The sequence below is a fragment of the Rhodopirellula europaea 6C genome (assembly GCF_000338295.1).
Taxonomy (GTDB): Bacteria; Planctomycetota; Planctomycetia; order Pirellulales; family Pirellulaceae; genus Rhodopirellula; species Rhodopirellula europaea.
This window is the reverse complement of the sequence record NZ_ANMO01000024.1, coordinates 1-20971: the sequence shown is the minus strand read 5'-3', so window position 1 is coordinate 20971 and position 20971 is coordinate 1. Positions and strand designations below refer to the sequence as shown.

Below are 20971 nucleotides of genomic sequence, written 5' to 3'. Positions count from 1 at the left end.
ATGAGCCAAATACCTCCCTCTTCCGACAAGCCACTGCCAGAGCTGTCCGACGCGATTCGGATGTTCGAAGCCGCACGTGGCCAAATTGAATTTGCCCGTCAGTACACACTGGAACTTCTTCGAGCGACTCCGATGGATCGCTGGTTCGAGATTCCACCGGGCGGCGTATCCCATGTGGCTTGGCAAGTCGGGCACTTGGCCGTCAGCCAATACGGTTTAATGATGTTTCGAATGCGAGGTCGCCACCCCGATGACCTGGAACTGATCCCAGGTCGCTTTCGGAAGACCTATGCTCGGGGCAGCCAACCATCTGCGGCGACCGACGGCCAACCGTCCGCACAAGAGTTGCTGGACAAATTGAATCGCGTGCACGAATTGTCGACGGCGGAGCTCGACTCACTGGATCCCGCCGAATTGCTCGTGGAGATCGACATGCCGTACGCGGTGTACCCCTGCAAATTGGGTGCGGTGTTGTTTTGCCCGATTCACGAAGGTTTGCACGCGGGCCAAATCGGAATGCTGCGACGTGGGCTCGGCCTGGAATCTGTTCGCTAGGAACTGAAAGAAACTGAATCCATGGAAGTCCTCGAAGAATCGATCTACGACCATCCCAAGTACTACGACTTGGTCTTTGGAGCTGACATCGCCGCGGAGACGCAGTTCATTCTGGACTGCGCCGACACCTTTCTCACCCGCAAACCGAAGTTGTTCTTCGAACCTGCTTGCGGGACAGGACGGTTGATGGCTTCGCTGAACCGTAAAGGTTATGCGACCTGCGGATTGGACTTGAACGAGAAAGCCGTCAAGTTTTGCAACCAACGTTTGGAACGAGCCGGATTCAAACCAACCGCGATCGTGGCGGACATGTGCGACTTCTCACCCGCTGACTTCCGATCCGCACTCGGCAAAGCCAAGACGTCCAAAGCGGAAGGGCCAGCCTGCGTCGCATTCAACACGATCAACAGTTTCCGGCACGTCGATTCCGAAGCCGCCGCTCGCGGGCACCTACGCAGCATGGCGTCGATGGTTCGCCGTGGCGGGATCTACTTACTCGGTGTGCACCTGACGCCAACAAAGGTGCCGCCCAGCGAAACGGAGTCATGGTCGGCTCGTCGTGGCAACTTGGCGATCAACACGCACATGTGGACGATCAACCGAGACAAGAAGAAACGAATGGAACGTTTCGGAATTCGTTTTGACGTGCACACTCCCAGTCGAAGTTTCCGCATCAACGATGAACTTCATTTGCGAAGTTACACACCGGCCCAGATGAATCGGTTGATCGCGGCGGACGGCCAGTGGGAATGCTTGGCGACTTACGACTTCGCGTACGACATGGACGATCCCATCACCGTCGATGCGTCGACCGAAGATGTCGTCTACGTGCTGCAGAACAAAGGTTGAGTACGGAAAGATGCCCCCGATTAGGACGCCAACCAAGTGTCCCTCAACCAAGCAGTGTAGATTTGTATCGGCCCAAATTTTTTTTCTGGATTTTGAACAGGTTCACACCTCGCTGGTTCGACCCGATCGACCGACAAAAAATGCTCCGATGACAGCCAGCAAACCGGCTCCAGAAAACAGCCCGGCGTTGGTCAGCCAAGCCTGTTTGTCAAGCTCCATGACGCGGTACTGATACATCGCCGGAAGGTCGACTCCGTTGCGATTGATTTCTTCCCATTCCCGAATCATTTGAGCCGAGCTGACCTCTTTGTAGGCCTGACGGAACTCATCAATGTGTCCTTCGGTGTTCAGTGGAACGCTGATAGTGGCCCAATTCACGACACAAAACGCGGCTGCCAGAAAGAGGCCTGCTGCTAGCAAACCGAGTGCCGTGAACAGCACCGTCGGCCGATTGGCACGGCCCGCGGCCGCCTTGGCATTGGACTTCTCCGTCGCCGCGTCGCCCTCTGCGGTGGGGAGCTGACGCAGTTCACCCAATTTCGGAACGGGGATGTTCTGACCGCAATGAGGGCAGGAGATCTCGTCACCGGCTCGGGCGGGACTGACCTCGGCGGACTCTTCGCAGTGCGGACAGGGAAGCAAATACATGGCTGAAATCACGGGTCAAAAGAACAACGCCCGGGTGGACCGAGACATTCTGGGAACTAGAATCACGGTGTGCTGAGGGTAACACACGACCAATCGCTCCCGTCAGGACGTCACTCTCGTCGAACGGCCATTTGGCGGCAAGTTGATTCAGAGTTTCATCTGAAATTCTTCAACTTGCTTGGCCAATCGATCACGAGAATCACGTTTGCTGACCGGACATCCTCTGGATGAGTCGCGATACAACCACAACGAGCTATCGTTCGTCTTCGCTTCCGAATGGGATTCGGTTCGCGCAACAAACGGTCCACCGTCCCTTTTCAGCCTCCAGGATGGAATATCGGGTCAATCGGAAAATTTTTCCAATTGGCAGTTGATTCGGAGGTTCGCAGGTTAACGGGTGGTAGAGTCACTGTGTGTCGGAATTTTCTTCAATGGACGTCGTCGGTCGGTCAATTGATCTGCACCCGCGTCTCTCGCACTGGCAACATTCCCAACACATGGACCGTTTCGAATTCGTTATTGATTGATTGTTCTTCTCGAAACCCAAGTGCTTCTCGAACTTCTCCTGACCGACTTCGCCAGTGACCGAATGCCCGGCGGCAGATTACGTCTCGACCTCACATTCGGCGTAACTACACTCCGACGACGAGCTGCTCATACGAGTGCCGCCGCCCCACGACACGGATGTTCCAAAACCAATTGAATTGCCCCGAACGCTGATTCGCCACAGCGTTCTTTGTGACGACCCACCAAACCAATCGCGGTCGTCGAACATAGAAAAGACAGCCACCTAAAGGAGTATCTACTTTGTTTGATCCGATGATGGATGATTTCGACGACGTTTCAGCACAAAGCACTGACGTGGTCACGGGAGGATTCCGCAAGTTACCAGTCGACGACAGCGAAGACGACAACGCGGTCAGCGTTGCCGATGCGCCCGAAGGCGAAGTCCAATTGGACAGCCCGGACGAACTGATTGCACTCGATGAGTCGGAAACTTGGTCGGACGACCCTGTTCGAATGTACCTGACGCAAATGGGCGAGATCCCTTTGCTGACGCGTCGTCAAGAAATCGAGTTAGCCAAACGTATCGAAGAAACTCGCCGCCGCTTCCGCACGAAGCTGCTCGAGAACCACTACGTATTGGTCGAAGCCTACAAGACGTTGAAGAAGGTTTACCGCGGCCAACTGCCGTTCGACCGAACCGTTCAGGTCAGCGTGACCGACCGCTTGGAAAAAGAACAGATCATTGGTCGTTTGCCACACAACCTGAAAACCCTTCAAACGCTGCTCAATCGCAACCGTCACGACTGGAAAGTCGCGATGAGCAAGAGTGCACCTGCCCGCCGTCGTGCGGAAGCTTGGCGTGCACTGGCTCGTCGCCGTCGTCGTGCGGTTCGTTTGGTCGAGGAACTCGGTCTGCGTACACAACGCATCGAAACCCGAATCGGCTTGCTAGAGAAATTCTCTCGCCGATTGGACGAGATCGATGAGTTGGTGCGTCAGCAAAAACGAACCAAGCACGGCCGCGAAGTTCGTGAGCAGTTGCTGCACGAGCGTCGTCAGATTCTGACCGCTTGTCAGGAAACGCCCACCTCGCTTCGCAACCGCGTGAAGATGTTGGGATCGGTTTACAGCGATTACCAACAAGCCAAACGTGAACTGAGCGAAGGTAACCTTCGTCTGGTCGTCTCGATCGCGAAAAAGTATCGCAACCGTGGTCTGTCGTTCTTGGACCTGATCCAAGAAGGCAACGCCGGTTTGATGCGAGCGGTCGACAAGTTCGAATACCGTCGTGGTTTCAAATTCTGCACCTACGCGACATGGTGGATTCGCCAAGCGATCACCCGTGCCGTTGCGGATCAAAGCCGTACGATTCGAATTCCGGTTCACATGGTTGAAACCATGAGCCGTGTTCGCAACGTGGCTCGCCAGTTGTTGCAAGAACTTGGTCGTGAACCTTCGATCGAAGAAACCGCTCGTCGGGCCGATGTCACCATCGAAGAAGCACGTCGCGTTTTGACGATGAGCCGTTTCCCAATCTCGTTGGATCGTCCCGTTGGCAACAGCGAAGACAGCCAGTTCGGCGACCTGCTGCCCGATGGCACAGCAGAAAGCCCACAGATTGGTGCGACGCAAGAAATGCTTCGTCAACGAATCACCGGCGTGCTGAAAAGCCTGTCCTACCGCGAACGTGAAATCATCAAACTGCGTTACGGTCTGGGCGACGGTTACAGCTACACGCTGGAAGAAGTCGGGCACATCTTCAAGGTGACCCGCGAACGAATTCGTCAAATCGAAGCCAAAGCGGTTCGCAAGCTACAACAGCCGAGCCGCAGCCAAGATTTGGTTGGTTTCCTGGACTGATGCCAACCTTGGCCGAGATCTTGCAGCAAAGCTGGCAAGTTCATCAATCGGGTAACGTGGACGCCGCGATGCAAATGTATCGCGGCGTTTTGCGTCAGGTACCCAACTCCGCTGATGCCTGGGTCTACCTGGGCATCGCTCAGTTCGACAAACGAGATTTCACCGGAGCGGTGGACTCGTACCAAAAAGCGATCGGCCTGCGTTCCAATTTCCCGATCGCTTGGAACAACCTTGGCAACGCTTTTCGAATGCTCGGCCAGGTCGATCAAGCCGAGGCAAGCTTCGCCAAAGCGATGGAGCTTCAACCAGGCTATCTTTCTGCGATCAAGAATCGCGGAACGCTTTGGATCTGGAACGGCGAAATCGAACGCGGTCTGAAATGGTACGAAGAAGGACTCGCGATCCAGCCCGACAATGCCGAACTGCACCGCAACCTCGGTGTGATCTCGCTGTTGCTGGGTGATTACGACCGTGGTTGGAACGAATACCGGTGGCGTTGGCGAATGCCCGGCGTCGGTCGTCCCGCGATCACAGATCACGTGCGTTCCGCGGGTGGACATGTGCCGGTTTGGTCCGGCCAACCACTCAATGGCAAAACCGTTTTGATCTATCCCGAACAGGGACTCGGTGATGCGATTCACTTCCTGCGTGTCGCCGCGGCACTTGCTCAGGATGGTGCTCGCGTGATGGTCGTCTGCCCGCCAAAGATGATCCCGCTGTTTTCCTCCGCCGTCGGTCCATCGGGTTTGGGAATCGAACGTTTGATCCCAGACATCGACGCTCAATCCGGGCTGATGAGTTTGCCCGCGGGTGTCGAGATCGATTACCAGGGATCGTTCCTCGAGGTTCTCGACGGTTTGTATCAACGCGATGGCAAACTGTACGACGGGGCCGACTTGTTTCAGCAGGATGAATCGAGCCACTGTGCAGGCTACTTGAGCGTTCCTGATTCGACCGTCCACTACTGGACAAATTTCCTGGAACCACTGAAGCAACCTGGCAAGAAGCTGATCGGGCTCAACTGGCAGGGAAATCCCGAACACCATGCCGATGTATATCGCAGCGTTCCTCTGGAAACGTTTCGTCCGCTGATCGAAATGCCAAACGTGGGATCGATCAGCCTGCAATTTGGCCATGGCTCAGAACAACTCGAGCAAAGCGATTTGGGAAGTTCGATCCACCGATTGCCCGACGACATCGATCAATCGGGTGGACAATTTGTGGATACCGCGGCTGTGCTGTGCAACTTGGATGCGTTGGTCACCACCGATACAGCCATTGCCCACTTGGCGGGATCCCTTGGTGTACGCACGATATTGCTGCTGGGCAAAGTCCCCGACTGGCGTTGGCTCCGATCGGGGGAGACGACCGTTTGGTACCCCAGCGTTGAAATCGTTCGCCAAACCGAACTTGGGGATTGGAAACCGTGCGTTGAAACGGTCCTTTCCAAACTCGCATGACTTCTGTTCCACTTCTCAGCATGAATCTTCCACGTCACGTCGCGATCATCATGGACGGCAATGGCCGTTGGGCCCAAGCACGCGATTTACCTCGCATCGAAGGCCACCGACGAGGCGTCACGACGGTGCGAACGGTCACGGAAATGGCCAGCGAACTGGAACTCGACGCACTGACGTTGTATTGCCTTTCGAGCGAGAATTGGAAACGGCCGCAGGCTGAACTTGACTTCTTGATGCACCTGCTGCAGCAGTATCTGGTTGAGGAACGACGAACCATTCGCGATCAGAATATGCGATTGCGTTTCATCGGAAGACGCGATCGGCTGAGCGATGAAGTCCTGAAAGAAATTGCGAAAACGCAGGCGGTGAGCGAGAACAACACCGGCACAGAACTGGTCCTGGCCGTCGACTACGGCGGACGCGACGAACTGACTCGAATGACTCGGCAACTCGCTCAGCAAGTCCGGGACGGCGAGCGGTCCATCGACGAGATCACTGAGTCGCTGGTGGATGAATCGCTGGACACGGCGGGACTGCCTGACGTCGATTTGATGATTCGCACAGGCGGAGACATCCGCATCAGCAACTATTTGCTGTGGCAAATCAGCTATGCCGAGTTGTACTTCACCCCGAAATGCTGGCCCGAGTTCGAGCGGGACGACTTCCAGGCGGCTTTGGACGAGTTTGCCGGCAGACAACGTCGTTTTGGCGGGTTAAACGTGGGAGCCTGACACACTTCCCGACCCAATCTTCCATGACGTGGGTATGATAGAGAAGGTGTTTTTTCCATTCCGTTTTCGTTCGTTGCCTCATGCCTCGCAGTCGTCTCGGTCCGCTCGCCATTGAATCCCCGCTGGGTCCCGATCCGTCGGCGAGGGACGCGCGTGTTTGGCGTGCCGTGCACATCAAAATGCGAAAAGCGGTGGCCGTTCGCGTCTTCCAGATGCCATTTGGCGGAACCCAAGAATCACGACAGGCTTTCGCGGAAGAATGGGATCGCCTCAAACGACTCGATCATCCAGCTATCGTCAAATGCTACGGTGGCGGCTTCGAAGAGTCGGAAGCCTACCTGGCTCATGAATTGGTCGAAGGATCCACCTTGGCAGAGGAGATCCAGCGTCGAGGTCGGTTGCCTTGGGAATCGGTTCTCGAACTCGCGGAGCCTTTGATCGATGCATTGATGTATCTGCACGACCGCGACATCGTTCACGGAAGACTCACCCCTGACAAAGTCATCATCGCCGGGTTGAGTCCCGTGTTGATCGATGTTCGCGACGTTGACGGGACGCCGCCCTTTCGAAGCGGCCCGTACCACATTTCGCGTCCACCATCGATCGGCCAAATGATGCGATCGGCTCCGGAGGCCCCCACGCCAAACGATCCGGTGACGACCCGCACCGATCTCTATCTGTTTGGTGCGTTGCTTTACGAGGCACTCACCGGTGCGCCGCCGATCACCGGTTCCACCGTTCAAGAAGTCACCAGCAATCTGAAATATCAGTCGCCAACTTCCGTGGCTTCCACCGTGATGGAATGCCCCGTGTGGATGGATCGATTGGTGATGCAGTTGCTCAACAAAGATCCCGGTCAGCGTCCCGTGTCGGCTGCCGCGGTCAAGCTTCAGCTAGCCGAAGTCCGCAAACGTTCAATGTCTCGCAGCGGCGTCGCCGAGCATGCCTCGAGTGGTTTCAGTCCGCTGTCCGTGACCGATGATGCGGATCGCAAAGAAGCCCGCAAGTTGTTGGGGCGAAAAGAAATCGAAGCTGAAGTGGATTCGATTCCGGATGCGACACCGTGGCATGATCAAGCGTTGGTGCTGCTACCAATTCTGGCCGTTTTGATTGGCATACTGGTTTGGGTCGCTTGGCCAATGAACGAATCAAAGATGCGAAACGAAGCGGAGGAGTTGCTCGCACAAGACACACGTTCGTCGATGTCGCAAGCTCGCATCAGTTACCTGGAACCGATGTTGGCTCAGTTCCCGGATGGAGAGCATTCCGAATGGGCTGCCGAACAAATCGACCGCGTGCGAATGGTCGAGGCGGAGCACGCTTTGACAGTCAAAATGAATCGCAACTTGCCGCTCCAGAACGAAGCCGAACGCCTCGTTGCCGAAGCCATGCGGTACGAAACATTTGGTGACAATGCCACCGCGGTCGACAAGTACCAATCGATGATCACGGTGCTCGGCGACGAAGAACAATACAAACCTTTGGTCAATCTCGCTCGCAACCGCATCGCACAAATCTCACAGGCTGACACCAACCAAACCGAAGCCGCCCGCATCATCACGGACCGATTGAAAGAAGCTGACCGGATGTTCGTTGAAGGGCGAACCATCGCGGCGCGAAAGATCTGGTACAGCATCGAAGAACTGTACGGATCCAATGCGGCTGTCGAACCACTCGTTGCCACCGCACAAAGTCGATTGGCGGAAACATCCGCCGGTGCCGCCGTCGACAAACTTCCTTAGCGAGATCGTCTGGATGACTTCCGCCGAAGCGAACCTGGAACTCCCGTCGCCGAACGAAGGCGTTGACTCGTCAGCGGAGCAAAAGCATGGCGTCTCCGATGGTGTTCATCGTTCGGTCGTGATTCAACCAGGAACGGTTGCACCGGCTTACCTGAACGGTGCCCACAACGACGACGCGGCTCAGTGGTCCAATCGCCCCGTGGCAACGTTGACTGTCTTGTTCTTTGTGACTGGTGCCTTTGGGATTCCGCTCTTGTGGCGAAATCCAAACTTCTCTGCATGGCAACGAGTTCTTTGGTCAAGCGTGGTGCTGGTCTACACGATCGCCCTCTTCGCAGTAGTCGGCATGCTGGTGCTACACACGCTCGCCCCCGCACAGGGCAACTGACCGATGGGACAAGCGTGGTACGAATATCGCATCGACTACGCTTTGTTCACCATCGTGTTCTTAGTCGGGCACTCCTCCATCCTTTCGCGGGTCCGGCGGGCCATGCCGCCGCCTTCGACAACACACCCGGAATCGTCCACCTCTCCCGAGGCAATCGGATCGGGCCTGCACACGAAATTGTCATTCTGCATTCTCGTGTTGTTGCTGGTCGGAGGTTTCATCGCGGTCGAAACCGCCGACCGTGTCCAGCGATCGCGAATGCGACAACAAGTTTTCGGAATTGCACCAACCTATGCTGCGGAACTGCAACAACTTGGGCATGCGAACATCGACGAGCAAACGTCGCCGGATGATCCGCTATACCTTGGCATGATCGAAGCTCAAAAGCGTTGGTTGTCGGTTAATCCACAAGTCGCCGACATCTACACCATGCGACGGATAGGTGAGTCGGATTTGGCCACCCGTCCATTGCCCGAACCCGAAAATAACGACGGACATCCCTACAAAATCATCGTCGACTCGGAAACGGACTACAGCGGCGATGGAAAGATCGAAGGCGTTCGAGAAAGTCGCACGGAGATTGGAGAAATCTTCTACGACAGAAGCGTCGAACAAATCGAACAGGCTTTCCGAGGCGCAACAACCTTTGGCAATCAACCCAGCGTGGACCGTTGGGGAGTATGGGTTTCCGCCTATGCGCCCATATTTGATGCTAACGGGAACATCGAGGGGTTGGTCGGAGTCGATTTCCCAGCCCGAAACTACATTCGTTCGATCGTCGTCACCCGTTTCGGCGCGATGGGAATCGTTGCCGCACTCATCACGTTGTTTTTAGGTGCAGTCACCAGCATAGGAATGCTGAAGGCGGGTATTGTTGCCCAACAGCGGAACCACGCTCTGCTGCAGGACCAGCGAGATTTGGCCACCCAAGCCGCCGCACAGGCCCGGCAGGCGGCCGTCATCAAGAACCAATTCCTGGCCAACATGAGTCACGAAATTCGAACGCCCATGCACGGCATTTTGGGAACTGCCGAACTGATGAATCGCAGTTCGCTCGACGAGCAACAAAGACACTACATGCATATGATTCAGACCTCTGCGAAAGGTCTGCTCACGGTCCTGAACGACATCCTTGATTTTTCGAAGGTTGATTCGGGACAGATGACGCTGGAGTCCGTCCCATTCGAGTTAAAGGATCTACTCAGCCAAACCATGCACGCCGTTGCGAATCTCAAGAACGACGAGGTTGACCTGCAATTCCAACCGCCCATCGGTGTCCCCGAAATCATTGTCGGTGATCCCACAAGACTTCGTCAGGTCCTGATCAACTTGGTCGGAAATGCCCTGAAGTTCACCGAACAAGGCCGAGTGATTGTCACCGTCGAAAACGAGACACAAGACGCGACGACGTTGGACACCTCCGATTCAAAAGGATCTCGCATCGCATTCACGATCACCGATACCGGCATTGGCATGACGAAGCAGCAGCAATCCAAAATCTTTGAGGCATTCACCCAAGGTGACTCATCCACGACGCGGCGTTTCGGCGGAACCGGGTTGGGCTTGTCGATCAGTTCACAATTAGTGGAGTTAATGGGTGGGCGTCTTCAGGTCAGCAGTGTTCCAAACGAAGGCAGCAGCTTTCGCTTCGACATTCCATTGCAAACGACCAACGGAGTGGCATCCCATGAGATAGCGAAGACTCAACCACTTGAGACGTCCGCCAAGGCGTTTGGACAGTGCGATCAACCGCGTGAGCTATTGCTAGTCGAAGATGGTGTTATCAATCGCACCGTCGCCGAAACAATGCTGCGTGCACGAGGGCATCGTGTGACATCCGTTTCCAATGCGACAGACGCCATGGAGCAACTCCGATTGCATTCGTTTGACCTAGTCCTGATGGACGTACAAATGCCGGGCATCGATGGATTAACTGCGACCCAGATCATTCGAAACGATTTACCATCTCCGGCCAACGACGTTCCCATCGTCGCATTGACCGCCCATGCCATGCGTGAAGACAGACAACGCTGCATGGATGCCGGGATGAATGAGTGCCTCACAAAGCCCTATCCGCCCGAGGTGTTGTTTGAAACAATCGAATCGTTCGAGTCTCATACCGACGATCAAGACGACTTGGTTTCTCCGGCTCAACCAATCGAAAAGACGCCTTCAACCAATGTTGACGATTCATTGGCTGAGCCATTGAACCGCGAGGTGATCCTTCACAATGTCGGTGGTGACTTGCAGGTGCTCGCAATGTTAGTCCAAACCATCACCGATGAATTGCCACCGCAAATGCAAAGGCTGCGACAGGCCATCGAAGTGGGTGATTCAACGCAAATTGCTCGAGCCGCGCACACGTTAAAAGGAACCGCCTCGGCAATTGGTGCGACGCGGGCGCAAGAAATCGCCGACAGGTTGGAAACCTTTCCTTCATGGGAGACGTCTGAAGAGAAGGCATCATATTTTTTTAACAATCAAATGAAAGCACTCGTCAGTGCCTTCGATTTGGCCCAAACTGAACTAAAGAAGTTTCTGCGTTCTTCATCCGGAAGAGAACACCCCGGAAACGAAACACTATGAAATTGCTGATCGCTGACGACAATCCAGTTTGGCGAAATCTGATTTCGGCAGCTGTCGAGAATTGGGGCTATCGGATCGAGTTGGCGTCGGATGGCAACGAGGCTTACGAGCTTCTCCAGTCCGACGATCCGCCTCGTTTGGCATTGCTTGATTGGTTGATGCCAGGGATGGAAGGCGTCGAAATCTGTCGCCGAATCAAACAGGATCCGGAAAACCAATTCACCTATATCATTCTGCTTACCAGTCGCGATCGTGATGAAGACATGATTCAGGGGTTGGACGCGGGTGCCGACGACTACCTCACCAAACCGATTGTCGCGCCGCTTCTAAAGAGTCGCTTGACCGCAGCGAGACGAATTGTTGAAGCCGTTCCACCGATGAAATGGACAAAACCTCAAATCGAAGGTTTCGACATTGATCATCTGATTGGACGCGGGGCCTTTGCAACCGTTTGGAAAGGCATGCACCGCGCCTCGGGCAAACCGGCCGCGATCAAAATCATCCGCGCGGATCTTGCAACCGATTTGGTCTTCGAACGGTTCGCTCGCGAAATTCAGGTGATGCGGAAAATGGATCATCCGGGAATCGCGACAATCTATGCGAGCCACTTAGAGCGTGACTTGGCTTACTATGCGATGGAATTGATCGACGGCGATTCTTTGGCGAATTACATTGCTCGGGAATCTCCGCGTGCGACTCGCATTATCGAGATGATGGCGATGGTCTGCGATGCCTTACAGCACGCGCATGATCATGGTGTGATCCATCGAGACGTGAAACCGTCCAATATCATGGTGGGTCCCGATGAGCAACCCAAACTGGTTGATTTTGGATTGAGCAAATCCATGTTCCGAACCAAATCACCCGTCTCGGCAAACAGCACCCACGATGGGGCTGTCCTGGGAACGCCACTTTACATGTCACCGGAACAAGCCCGCGGTGACGCCAACAGCGTGGATCATCGATCGGACCTTTACGCCGTCGCAACGATGCTTTATCTGTTTCTGCTTCGAGAGCACCCGCACGGTGCGCTGTCGCTGAGCCGCGAAGAAACGATCGATGCGATTGCGAACACCGATCCGCGACCGGCGACCGAGATCAACCCCAAGTTCAACCCAAAACTCGAATCCATCCTTTCTCGATGCCTGTCCGACGATCCCGAGGAACGCCCCCAATCAGCAGGCCAGTTGGCCCAAGAGCTTCGCGATTTCCTGAACGATCGTGCTGCGTTGCGAACGCAAACTCTTTGATCTGCCATGCCTCGACTTGATGCCCGCCTCAAACTGGTTGCGGCAGAAATCCGAGGAAAGATCCACGCCGACATTGGATCGGATCATGGTCATCTGCTCGCCGCTCTGTTGTCAGCCAGCCGGATCGAACGAGGCATCGCGGTGGAGAACAAACCGCAACCGCATCAGAATTCCTCCGCCACCTTGGAACGACTGAACGCGGAAGTTCGACTTGGCGATGGGATGGACGTCATCGAGGAAAATGAAATTGACTCACTGAGCATTTGTGGCATGGGTGGCCAATCCATCGTTCGCATTCTCAGTGAGCATCCAAACCGACTGCCTCAACAAATCGTGTTGCAACCCAACAAGGCAATCGACTCCGTCCGACAATGGGCCAGAGACAACGGCTATTGGTTGACAGATGAAAAGTGCACCGGCATCAAACGGCGTTTCGAAGTGCTGGTTTTCAGACGATCCGGATCTTCACCCGATCCCGTCTATCAGAAGCTAGACCGGGCTGGTTTGGATGAGTCCATGGGCCTGATGTTCGGGCCGTGGTTTCTGTTGCGAAAAGACGAACAGTTGTTGCAGCGATTGGCAGAGGAACAACGCTATCTGCAAGCAAGACCCAACCTCACCGAAACGAGCCAGGCGAGGTTGGAAACGATCCGCCAACTCCTGACGTCCGGTCACTTCTTGAGACGATAGCCGATCTCGCCCAGTTTCTGCCGCACGCGTTCGACGTGGTCACCTTGCAGTTCGATCAAATCGTCGGCCTTTTTCACCGTGCCGCCCGCACCGCATGCAGACTGCAACGTTCCAAGCAAGTCTGGCAAATCATTCGCGCGGGACGTCAAACCTTCGACCAGCGTTACGGTTCGGCCACCTTTGCGCCGGTCCAATCGAACCCGTGCGGTTTGCTTTTCCGGCGGCAACCGGTCGGCTTCACGTTGCTGTTGGGCTTCAGCCTCGGCCTTTTGCTGGGGTGTGCATTTGCACTCGGATTCCTTCTGACCGCACAAATCGCAGGTCGGAGGAATATCAAACGGAGTTCCCGCGAAGAGACGCGTCATGACGTCGGAGGGGGCAAAAGGATCGAATCAATGACTCACGAGAGATCGCTTTCGAGCAGCCATCGGGTGTCGTGAGAACGGTTGATGATGATCCATCCCAACGACGTTCAATTCAATCCCTTCGCGAGCGAATTCGCCTTCGAGTTCGTGCAATTTTTCCATCACGCTGTGATCGATCAAATGAACTTCACTGAAGTCGACGGTGCAGTTCTTGCCTTGTTTGAGGCTTTTTTCGACGACCTGACGCCGAAAACCGATCCAGTTGCTGAACACAGCCGAATCGCCCGCGTGAACGTTGACTTCCGTTTCGGAAGCTTCATCGAACTCCAACGTCGGAACAAACAACGATCGCAGAGGAACTCCATTGATCATGTGAATGGCAAACTTGGTGGCAATGCCGATCGCAATCCCAATCAACAGATCCGTTGCGAGGACGGCAACCAACGTTGTCGCGAAAATGATCAATTGTTCGCGGCCAACGCGGTACACACTTCGGAATTCGCTGGGCGATGCCAAACGAAAGCCGGTGAAGACCAGCATCGCGGCCAACGCCGCTCGTGGAATGTTGTGAATCAAACCAGGCAACAAAGCGACGAATCCAAGCAAGAAAACTCCATGCCACATATTCGCGAAACGAGTTTTGGCCTGATTATCAATGTTGGCTTTGCTGCGGACAATTTCTGAGATCATGGGCAAACCGCCAATCAACGAGGCCGCCATGTTGCCAACACCAACCGCCCAAAGGTCTCGGTCCAAGTTGGTTTTTCGTTTGTGGGGATCCAACATGTCGACCGCTTTGGCGCTGAGCAACGATTCCAATGAACCAATCAACGCAAACATCAGAACCCAGCCCAAAGCCGCGGGAAGTGTTTCGCTGCTCAGGAAAACGCCAAAGTCAGGAAAGGTGATCGCACCAAACAAGTTGAACGGCACGGTCACCAAGTCGCTTTCGCCGACCGCGAATTCTTTTCCCATCAGTGTGTATGTGTGATCGCTGCTTAGGTTCATCGCCATTCCCATCGGAATCGCGACCAACAGAACCACCAGTGGACCGGGCACCTTGTTGATGAAACCGTCGCTGGTTCGACTCTTCAAAAATGCCAAACCAAACAAGATCAGCAGCGACACGCCACCAATCAACGCGATCTCGGGATTCGCATTCATCAAGAGGTGCGGCAGCTCCTGCAAAATCTCGAGTGGTTCACCGCTGGCAGTTTGCCCGACCACGATGGGAAGTTGTTTGACCATGATGATGACACCGATCGCCGCCAGCATTCCGTGGACGGCAGCGGTCGGGAAGAAGTCGCCGAGAATCCCCGCTCGCAGCAAACCGAATGCAATCTGAACTAAACCGGCAACAACACCAACTGCGAGAGCCATTTTGTACGCTTGCATGTCGGCGACGGGGTCCACTCCAGCGGTATAGCCAAAGCTATTCACGGCCCCCAATACGATCACGATCATCCCGGCCGCAGGACCTTTGATGGTTAGCTCGCTGTTGCTCAGAAAAGTCGTCAGAATCGAACCGACGATCGCGGTGAACACACCAGCGATCGCCGGGAACCCAGAGGCGAGTGAAATCCCCAAACAGAGTGGCAGGGCGATCAAGAACACCAAGCCGCCGGCGATCAAATCGTCTTTTAGAAACCGCTTGAACCCGCTGATGTCACCGCGGGGTGGGGTATCCATGCTGGCAGTCGAAGAATTCGAAGGTGCATTCATCATGAAGTTGGCATTGCGAATTGAGTGAAAACCACTGCCATTGCAGAGGTCAACGCACTCAATTGCAGGCGTCGTACCAACCCATCTTCACAACACGCGTGACCTGGGGCAGTCCGCTCATTTCCCCAGCATTTTCTGGGGCGAAACACTTCTCAAATTTCTTGGAAATTGAAGAAATCGCCGCGTCGAAGGAGCCTCCGCCAACTGAACGTGCAAACGATTGCGTGGAACATGCAAAGAATTGCACGAATCAGTGCAGACCGTAGCGGCCCATTTTGTAGTGGAGCGTCCGAACGCTGACACCCAGACGTTTGGCCGTGTTCTCTCGGTGGAAGTCACATTCGGCCAGAACGGTCGAGATCATCTCACGCTCGCAGTTTTCGACCGCTTCGCTGAGCGAAGCAGGCAGCGTCTTTACCCCTCGATCTGTTGTAGCGGGCTGCGAATCGGCGGGGAGTTCGTTTGAATCGATCACGTCGCCGGTGTGAGTCACCACCAAACGCTCGACCAAATTGCGGAGCTGCCGAACATTGCCCGGCCACTGGGCTCCGACCAGCACACGCATGGCGTCCGGAGCGATCTGTTTCATCGGCCGCCTATGACGTGTGCAGAAGTGTTGAAGGAAGTGTTCAATCAACAAAGGGATGTCATCGCGACGCTGCCGAAGCGAAGGCACTTCGATTGGAATGACATTCAATCGGTAGTAAAGGTCTTCGCGAAAGGTGCCGTCTTGAATCAGCTCTGGCACCGATTTGTTTGTGGCGGAAACCACTCGCACGTCGGTTTCCAACAACTTCTCACCGCCGACTCGCGTGAAGCGACGTGACTCCAACACCCGCAGCAAATCGACTTGGCTTTTCGCTGACATCTCGGTGACTTCGTCGAGGAACAATGTTCCACCGGTCGCCTGCTCAAAGCAGCCTGGTTTTTGCCGCGAAGCACCGCTGAACGACCCTTTCTCGTGGCCGAACAATTCGCTCTCGAGAAGAGTCTCGGGCATTGCTCCCAAGTTGACCGCCACAAATGGCCCACCGCTTCGGTCGCTCAAATCGTGCAACGCTCGCGCCACCAGTTCTTTGCCCGAACCGCTCTCGCCCTGGATCATCACGGTGGCTTCGGTCGCGGCGACCTGTCGGATTTGATGAAACACATCCTGCATCGCGGCACACTGACCGATGATGTTTGACAACTCACCAGCGTCGGCCAACCGAGTTCGCAGCGATTGATTTTCCTGACGCAGCTCTCGGTGCTCGCGTGCCTTTCGAACCTGTTGCCGAACCAAATTCAGATCGAGCGGTTTGGAGATGAAATCAAACGCGCCAGCACGCATCGCATCGACGGCGGTTTCAACCGTCCCGTGGGCGGTGATGACGATGACGGCCACCTCCGGATCAAGGTGCCGAATTCGCCCCAGCAATTCAATTCCGTCCATGCCGCCACCCAGTCGAACATCGGCAATCACCAACTGGTAGACACCGGATTCGAACGTCGCCAAGCCTTCTTCCGCGTTGGCAGCGGTTTCGATTCGATCCGCTTCGTTGACCAATCCTTTCTGAAGCCCCGAACGAATGTTGGGTTCATCATCGACGATCAGTACCGAAAATTCGCTGCGGTTCATGCTGATTGACTCAGTGGAAGGAGGACCGTGAACTCGGTACCCAAAACGGAGTGGTCGGAGTCGGGATTGGTGTTCTCAATCACCCGAAAATCGATGCTGCCATCGTGCTGGCGAACGATCTTGTCACACAAGGCCAACCCCATGCCAGTGCCGTTGTTGCGAGTCGTGAAGTAAGGGTCAAAAATCTGAGACCGAATTTCTTCGGGAATGCCGATGCCTTCGTCACGCACATCGATCCGAACAAACTCGTCCTGGCGACTAAGCCGGAATGTAAGCTTTCCTCCGTCAGTCATCGCAGCCATTCCGTTGAGCGCCAAGTTCAGCAGGACTTGTTCAAGACCCACGGAATCACCCTCGATCAGTCCCAGCATTTCAGCGGGAAGCTGCACGTCTAGCTTCACCGATTGCTGCTCACCTTGCGGACGCAGCAAACGCACCAATCGTTCGATCAGAATCGCGACGTCCACTGATGTCCGGCCAACTTCGTTGGTGGAAGCGTAATTGCGAAACCCATCGAGAACATCATTGATGCGGCGGATCTCAGTGTGCAAAACGTCCAGAAGTTCATCAACTTCCGCGTCCTGCGTGGTTGTTTCCAATCGCTCGCAAAGCAACTGAATATGCAGCGACAAGGCACTGAGCGGATTTTTGATTTCGTGCTGCAAACCCGCCGCGAGTGATCCCAAACCCATGTAACGTTCCATCCGGCGGAGACGTTCTTCCATCAAGGCTCGTTCCGACACATCCCGCACGTGCAGGACAGTGCCGATTTCCTCACCCCTTCGATTTCTCAACAGAGTGCATCCGGCTCGCAGCGTTTGACGATGGCCTTGATTGTCGAGGTTGTAGTCGCGGTCGCGGATCGGGTGATGATAAGTCGCGACGTCTTCGCGAATCTCGGCCAGCAACGCGTGCCGCTTTCCGAGTGATTCCAATGTTCGCCCCAAATGTTCTTCATCGCAACTGACCAACTGCTTTCCGCTCGGGTTGATACTGGTCATCCGTCCGTTTCGATCGGTGGTGATCACTCCGGCGTCCATGCTGGCCAGCACGTCTGCTGAATAAACTTTGACATCTTCCAAAGTCCGTTCGCTGGTCAGGTAGCCTCGCACGACCCAAGCAAAGGCGACCGCGGTTCCGATTGTGTTCAGCCCCAACAGGACCAACAATCCGCCTTGCAGACTGAGTTCGCCTGACAATTCACGAGCGGCCTCGAGATCACTCTTCGGCAGGTGCTGGGTCAGTTTGGCAAAGATTTCTTGTTCATGATGCACGTGGTACAGCATGGACGCGGTGACCGCGAAAGCTGTCAGGCTCAACAGTGCCAGCACCGCTGCGAATCGCCTGACGCTGGGTCCATCGTGGTTGTCAAACATCGGGATTGCGTGGTTGAAGGGTCATGTTCATTCGCGGTCAGCGTGCAATGCTTTGCACACATTGCGTGCAAGATCCTGCACACCGTCAGGAGAAATGCAACGTGAGCGAGATTGCCTCAGCGGGCGGAAACTCCGTTTTTGACGCTGTTTTAGCCCGCCAGTCGCACTCGTTTTCTCCCAGAACCGCCCTTGGCACAACACGTGCTTTCCCAACGACCTTCTGTTTTCTTGGACGCATCCCAAATCGCCGCTTCGCGCCTTTCACAAGGACACTCAACCAAACACTTCACATCGAACCACAAACGTCCTGCAAGCGATCGAACACGCACGTCACTTCTTGCCTGCGCAGGGCCCTATCTCAGTATTCGTTCACCACAACACGTTGCACGCTTTCGAAGACCTGCCTTTCGAGAAAGCAGTGATCGAGGGTGGACGCCGATTTGGTTGCGAGCCTTATCTCAGCGAGGAACGCTACCACGAAGAGCTTCTGCGAGGTCGTATCAGCCGCGAGGATCTTCGTGAAGTGTTGATGGCTGACTTGCAGGATGACGCTGACAAACTGGTGGCGTCCTTTGGGACTCGCTACACGCTGCGTTTGTCGATGTTGCAAACCGAACTGCAACCGATGCCCGAATCAGGGCTGAGCTGGGTCCTGGCCGAGAGCGAATTGCTGAAACGCTTTCGAGACGAAGTCCCCACGCCGTATCGGGAAAAAACAATCACCCAAACTCGCGGTTGGGTAATGCGACACCTGGAATCAATCACCACTGACACCGCGTCGTCGAATCCGGCATCGCCACTTCCCGCTCCATTGCAAGATCGCTTGAAAGCGGCCGGTGAATCCCAGATCCATCGCTGGAGCGATCAACAATGGGAAGCCTTCACCCTGCACGCGTTGTGGGAGACTTGCCAACTGGGTGTTGAGACAGCCGACGTTCAACCACCGAAGGCGGTGAGCAATGATTCACTCCATCGGCTGATGCTGAGTGAACTCGGGATGGATCTGAATACGAAGATCGACGACGTCCTGATTCGTTTTTGTGGCTGCTTCCTCGACCAAGGTTTCGCGGATTGGACATTGCCCGAACGAGAAAACGGCTTCGCCAAGGCTTTCGCGGGTTTGTACTTGGGCCGGTGGAGCATCCGTGCCGATTGGATGAAACACGTTGACGCTTCGCTACATGAAGTCCAGTCGTCGGATTGGGATGCCATTCAAAGCATTGAACAATCGCTGGAACGGCTGGGCATCTCGGACAACGACTGCGAAAGTTTCCTGTCGGAATGTCTGCTTTCGCTGAGAGGTTGGGCAGGCATGATTTGGCAAATGGAAACGAACAGTCCATTCTTGGCCAATCCAATCCCCAATGGATCGCTCAACGAGTACTTGGCCGTTCGTTTGATTTTGTTGGCACACGCCATCGAGCACTTCGGCAAAGCCAAGTTCAACATCGGAACTGCGAGCGCGATCCTTCGACTTGCGTTGAAATCGGCGGATGTCCGGTCCACGCCGTCGACGCGTTCTCGCACCCACACGATTTTTCAGCTGGCTCAATTGGGAGGCTGGACTCCCGAACAAATGTTGAACATGTCGGCCGCTCAATGGCGATGTTTGATAACCGAAATCGAGTCATTCACATCGTTGGATCGCCGCCGGTTGTTGCATGCCGCGTACGAACGCCACTACGCCAACCAAGCACTTGATGCGATTTCGATTCACTCTCGTCGCCGACGTGAATTGCCCGCGAATTCGCGACGGCGTCCGGCCTACGCTGCGATCTTCTGCATCGACGATCGCGAAGAATCCTTTCGCCGACATCTGGAAGAAGTCGCTCCGGATTGCCGCACCGCATCGGCTGCCGGCTTCTTTGCCGTGGCGATGTACTACCAGGGTGCCGACCACGCTAGCTTTCGTCCTCTTTGTCCGGCGATCGTAAAACCACAGCACTACGTCCGCGAAGAACCGTTGTTTTCTTCAATGGCCGCTGGTGAACGACGTGCCGTTCGGCGACGCCGGCTGGGTTGGTTCGCTCACCAAGTTCATCAAAATTCGCGAACGTTGATTGGCGGTTGGGTCACCGGGTTGTTTGGTGCCATTGCGACGGTACCGATGGTCGCGCGCATCTTGGCACCTCGATTGACATCGCAAATTCGCGAATCGATGGGAAGCTTGGTTCGTCCGCCAGCAACAGAGTTGCATCTCGAACGACTGGCAGAAGCCCCCGGTCCCGATGCCGAGTCGATGGGGTACAGCCTCGATGAGATGTCTCAAATTGTCGTTCGGATTTTGCAAGACATCGGCATGGTCGATGCCTTCCCACCAATCATCGTGTTCTTTGGTCATGGCAGCGGCAGCCTGAACAACCCACACGAATCCGCTTACAACTGCGGCGCGTGCAGTGGCGGTCGAGGCGGCCCCAATGCTCGGGCGTTCGCCGTGATGGCCAACGATCCTCGGGTGCGTCGCCGCGTTGCCGAACAGGGAATCAAACTGCCCGATGAAGTCCGCTTCGTCGGTGCCTATCACAACACCTGCAATGACGACGTCGACTACTACGATTTGGATCTATTGCCGCGGTCACTTCGCGAGTTGTTCAGGCGAATCGAATCAGATGTCATTGAAACAC

General features: G+C 55.2%; 16 protein-coding genes. 11 read left to right on the top strand and 5 right to left on the bottom strand.

The window, feature by feature from the left end:
- Together RE6C_RS01915 and RE6C_RS01910 are read left to right on the top strand one after the other, a co-directional pair.
- Complete coding sequence (locus tag RE6C_RS01915) at window positions 1-555, top strand: DinB family protein (RefSeq protein ID WP_008653335.1); 555 nt, start codon at window positions 1-3, stop codon at window positions 553-555.
- A 21-nt stretch (window positions 556-576) separates the two neighbouring features.
- Window positions 577-1404, top strand: coding sequence for a class I SAM-dependent methyltransferase (locus RE6C_RS01910; RefSeq protein ID WP_008653332.1), 828 nt, complete (start codon window positions 577-579; stop codon window positions 1402-1404).
- 102 nt (window positions 1405-1506) lie between these two features.
- Here RE6C_RS01910 and RE6C_RS01905 read toward each other — a convergent pair whose 3' ends face one another.
- The gene (locus RE6C_RS01905; RefSeq protein ID WP_008653329.1) at window positions 1507-2052 is read right to left on the bottom strand and encodes a TFIIB-type zinc ribbon-containing protein; all 546 of its coding nucleotides are present in this window, start codon (window positions 2050-2052) and stop codon (window positions 1507-1509) included.
- An 807-nt stretch (window positions 2053-2859) separates the two neighbouring features.
- On the opposite strand from RE6C_RS01905, the gene RE6C_RS01890 reads away from it, so the two are divergent.
- The 8 genes from RE6C_RS01890 to RE6C_RS01855 all read left to right on the top strand — a co-directional run bounded on the left by RE6C_RS01890 (window position 2860) and on the right by RE6C_RS01855 (window position 13266).
- Window positions 2860-4419: a sigma-70 family RNA polymerase sigma factor gene (locus RE6C_RS01890; RefSeq protein ID WP_007328293.1), complete on the top strand. Its 1560-nt coding sequence runs from the start codon at window positions 2860-2862 to the stop codon at window positions 4417-4419.
- Window positions 4419-5879 carry a tetratricopeptide repeat protein gene (locus RE6C_RS01885; protein WP_008653321.1) on the top strand — a complete coding sequence of 487 codons (1461 nt, stop codon included), beginning with the start codon at window positions 4419-4421 and terminating at the stop codon, window positions 5877-5879. The genes RE6C_RS01890 and RE6C_RS01885 overlap by 1 nt, the downstream gene beginning before the upstream one ends.
- Window positions 5876-6610 carry a polyprenyl diphosphate synthase gene (uppS, locus tag RE6C_RS01880; protein WP_008653320.1) on the top strand — a complete coding sequence of 245 codons (735 nt, stop codon included), beginning with the start codon at window positions 5876-5878 and terminating at the stop codon, window positions 6608-6610. Before RE6C_RS01885 ends, uppS begins: the two co-directional genes overlap by 4 nt.
- A gap of 80 nt (window positions 6611-6690) precedes the next feature.
- Window positions 6691-8352 (top strand): serine/threonine protein kinase, encoded by a 1662-nt coding sequence (locus RE6C_RS01875; RefSeq protein WP_008653318.1) that lies wholly within the window; start codon window positions 6691-6693, stop codon window positions 8350-8352.
- Window positions 8353-8365: 13 nt separating this feature from the next.
- Window positions 8366-8740, top strand: coding sequence for a hypothetical protein (locus tag RE6C_RS01870; RefSeq protein WP_008653315.1), 375 nt, complete (start codon window positions 8366-8368; stop codon window positions 8738-8740).
- A 3-nt stretch (window positions 8741-8743) separates the two neighbouring features.
- Entirely contained in the window at window positions 8744-11326 is a 2583-nt protein-coding gene (locus RE6C_RS01865) for an ATP-binding protein (RefSeq protein WP_008653314.1), read from the top strand.
- Entirely contained in the window at window positions 11323-12576 is a 1254-nt protein-coding gene (locus RE6C_RS01860; RefSeq protein ID WP_008653311.1) for a protein kinase domain-containing protein, read from the top strand. The genes RE6C_RS01865 and RE6C_RS01860 overlap by 4 nt, the downstream gene beginning before the upstream one ends.
- Before the next feature lie 6 nt (window positions 12577-12582).
- On the top strand, window positions 12583-13266 hold the full coding sequence (locus RE6C_RS01855; RefSeq protein ID WP_008653310.1) for a class I SAM-dependent methyltransferase: 684 nt from the start codon (window positions 12583-12585) through the stop codon (window positions 13264-13266).
- Here RE6C_RS01855 and RE6C_RS01850 read toward each other — a convergent pair.
- From RE6C_RS01850 to RE6C_RS01830, 4 genes are all read right to left on the bottom strand, one after another.
- Window positions 13248-13631 carry a translation initiation factor gene (locus RE6C_RS01850; RefSeq protein ID WP_008653307.1) on the bottom strand — a complete coding sequence of 128 codons (384 nt, stop codon included), beginning with the start codon at window positions 13629-13631 and terminating at the stop codon, window positions 13248-13250. The genes RE6C_RS01855 and RE6C_RS01850 overlap by 19 nt on opposite strands.
- Window positions 13632-13658: 27 nt before the next feature.
- Window positions 13659-15356, bottom strand: a complete 1698-nt coding sequence (locus tag RE6C_RS01845; protein ID WP_008653306.1) for a SulP family inorganic anion transporter — start codon at window positions 15354-15356, stop codon at window positions 13659-13661.
- A gap of 247 nt (window positions 15357-15603) precedes the next feature.
- Window positions 15604-16971: a sigma-54-dependent transcriptional regulator gene (locus tag RE6C_RS01835; RefSeq protein WP_008653305.1), complete on the bottom strand. Its 1368-nt coding sequence runs from the start codon at window positions 16969-16971 to the stop codon at window positions 15604-15606.
- Window positions 16968-18347, bottom strand: a complete 1380-nt coding sequence (locus RE6C_RS01830) for a two-component system sensor histidine kinase NtrB (RefSeq protein WP_008653301.1) — start codon at window positions 18345-18347, stop codon at window positions 16968-16970. The genes RE6C_RS01835 and RE6C_RS01830 overlap by 4 nt, the downstream gene beginning before the upstream one ends.
- 220 nt (window positions 18348-18567) lie before the next feature.
- Here RE6C_RS01830 and RE6C_RS01825 point away from each other — a divergent pair.
- On the top strand, window positions 18568-20971 hold a 2404-nt coding region (locus tag RE6C_RS01825), incomplete at its 3' end, for a putative inorganic carbon transporter subunit DabA (protein ID WP_052034905.1).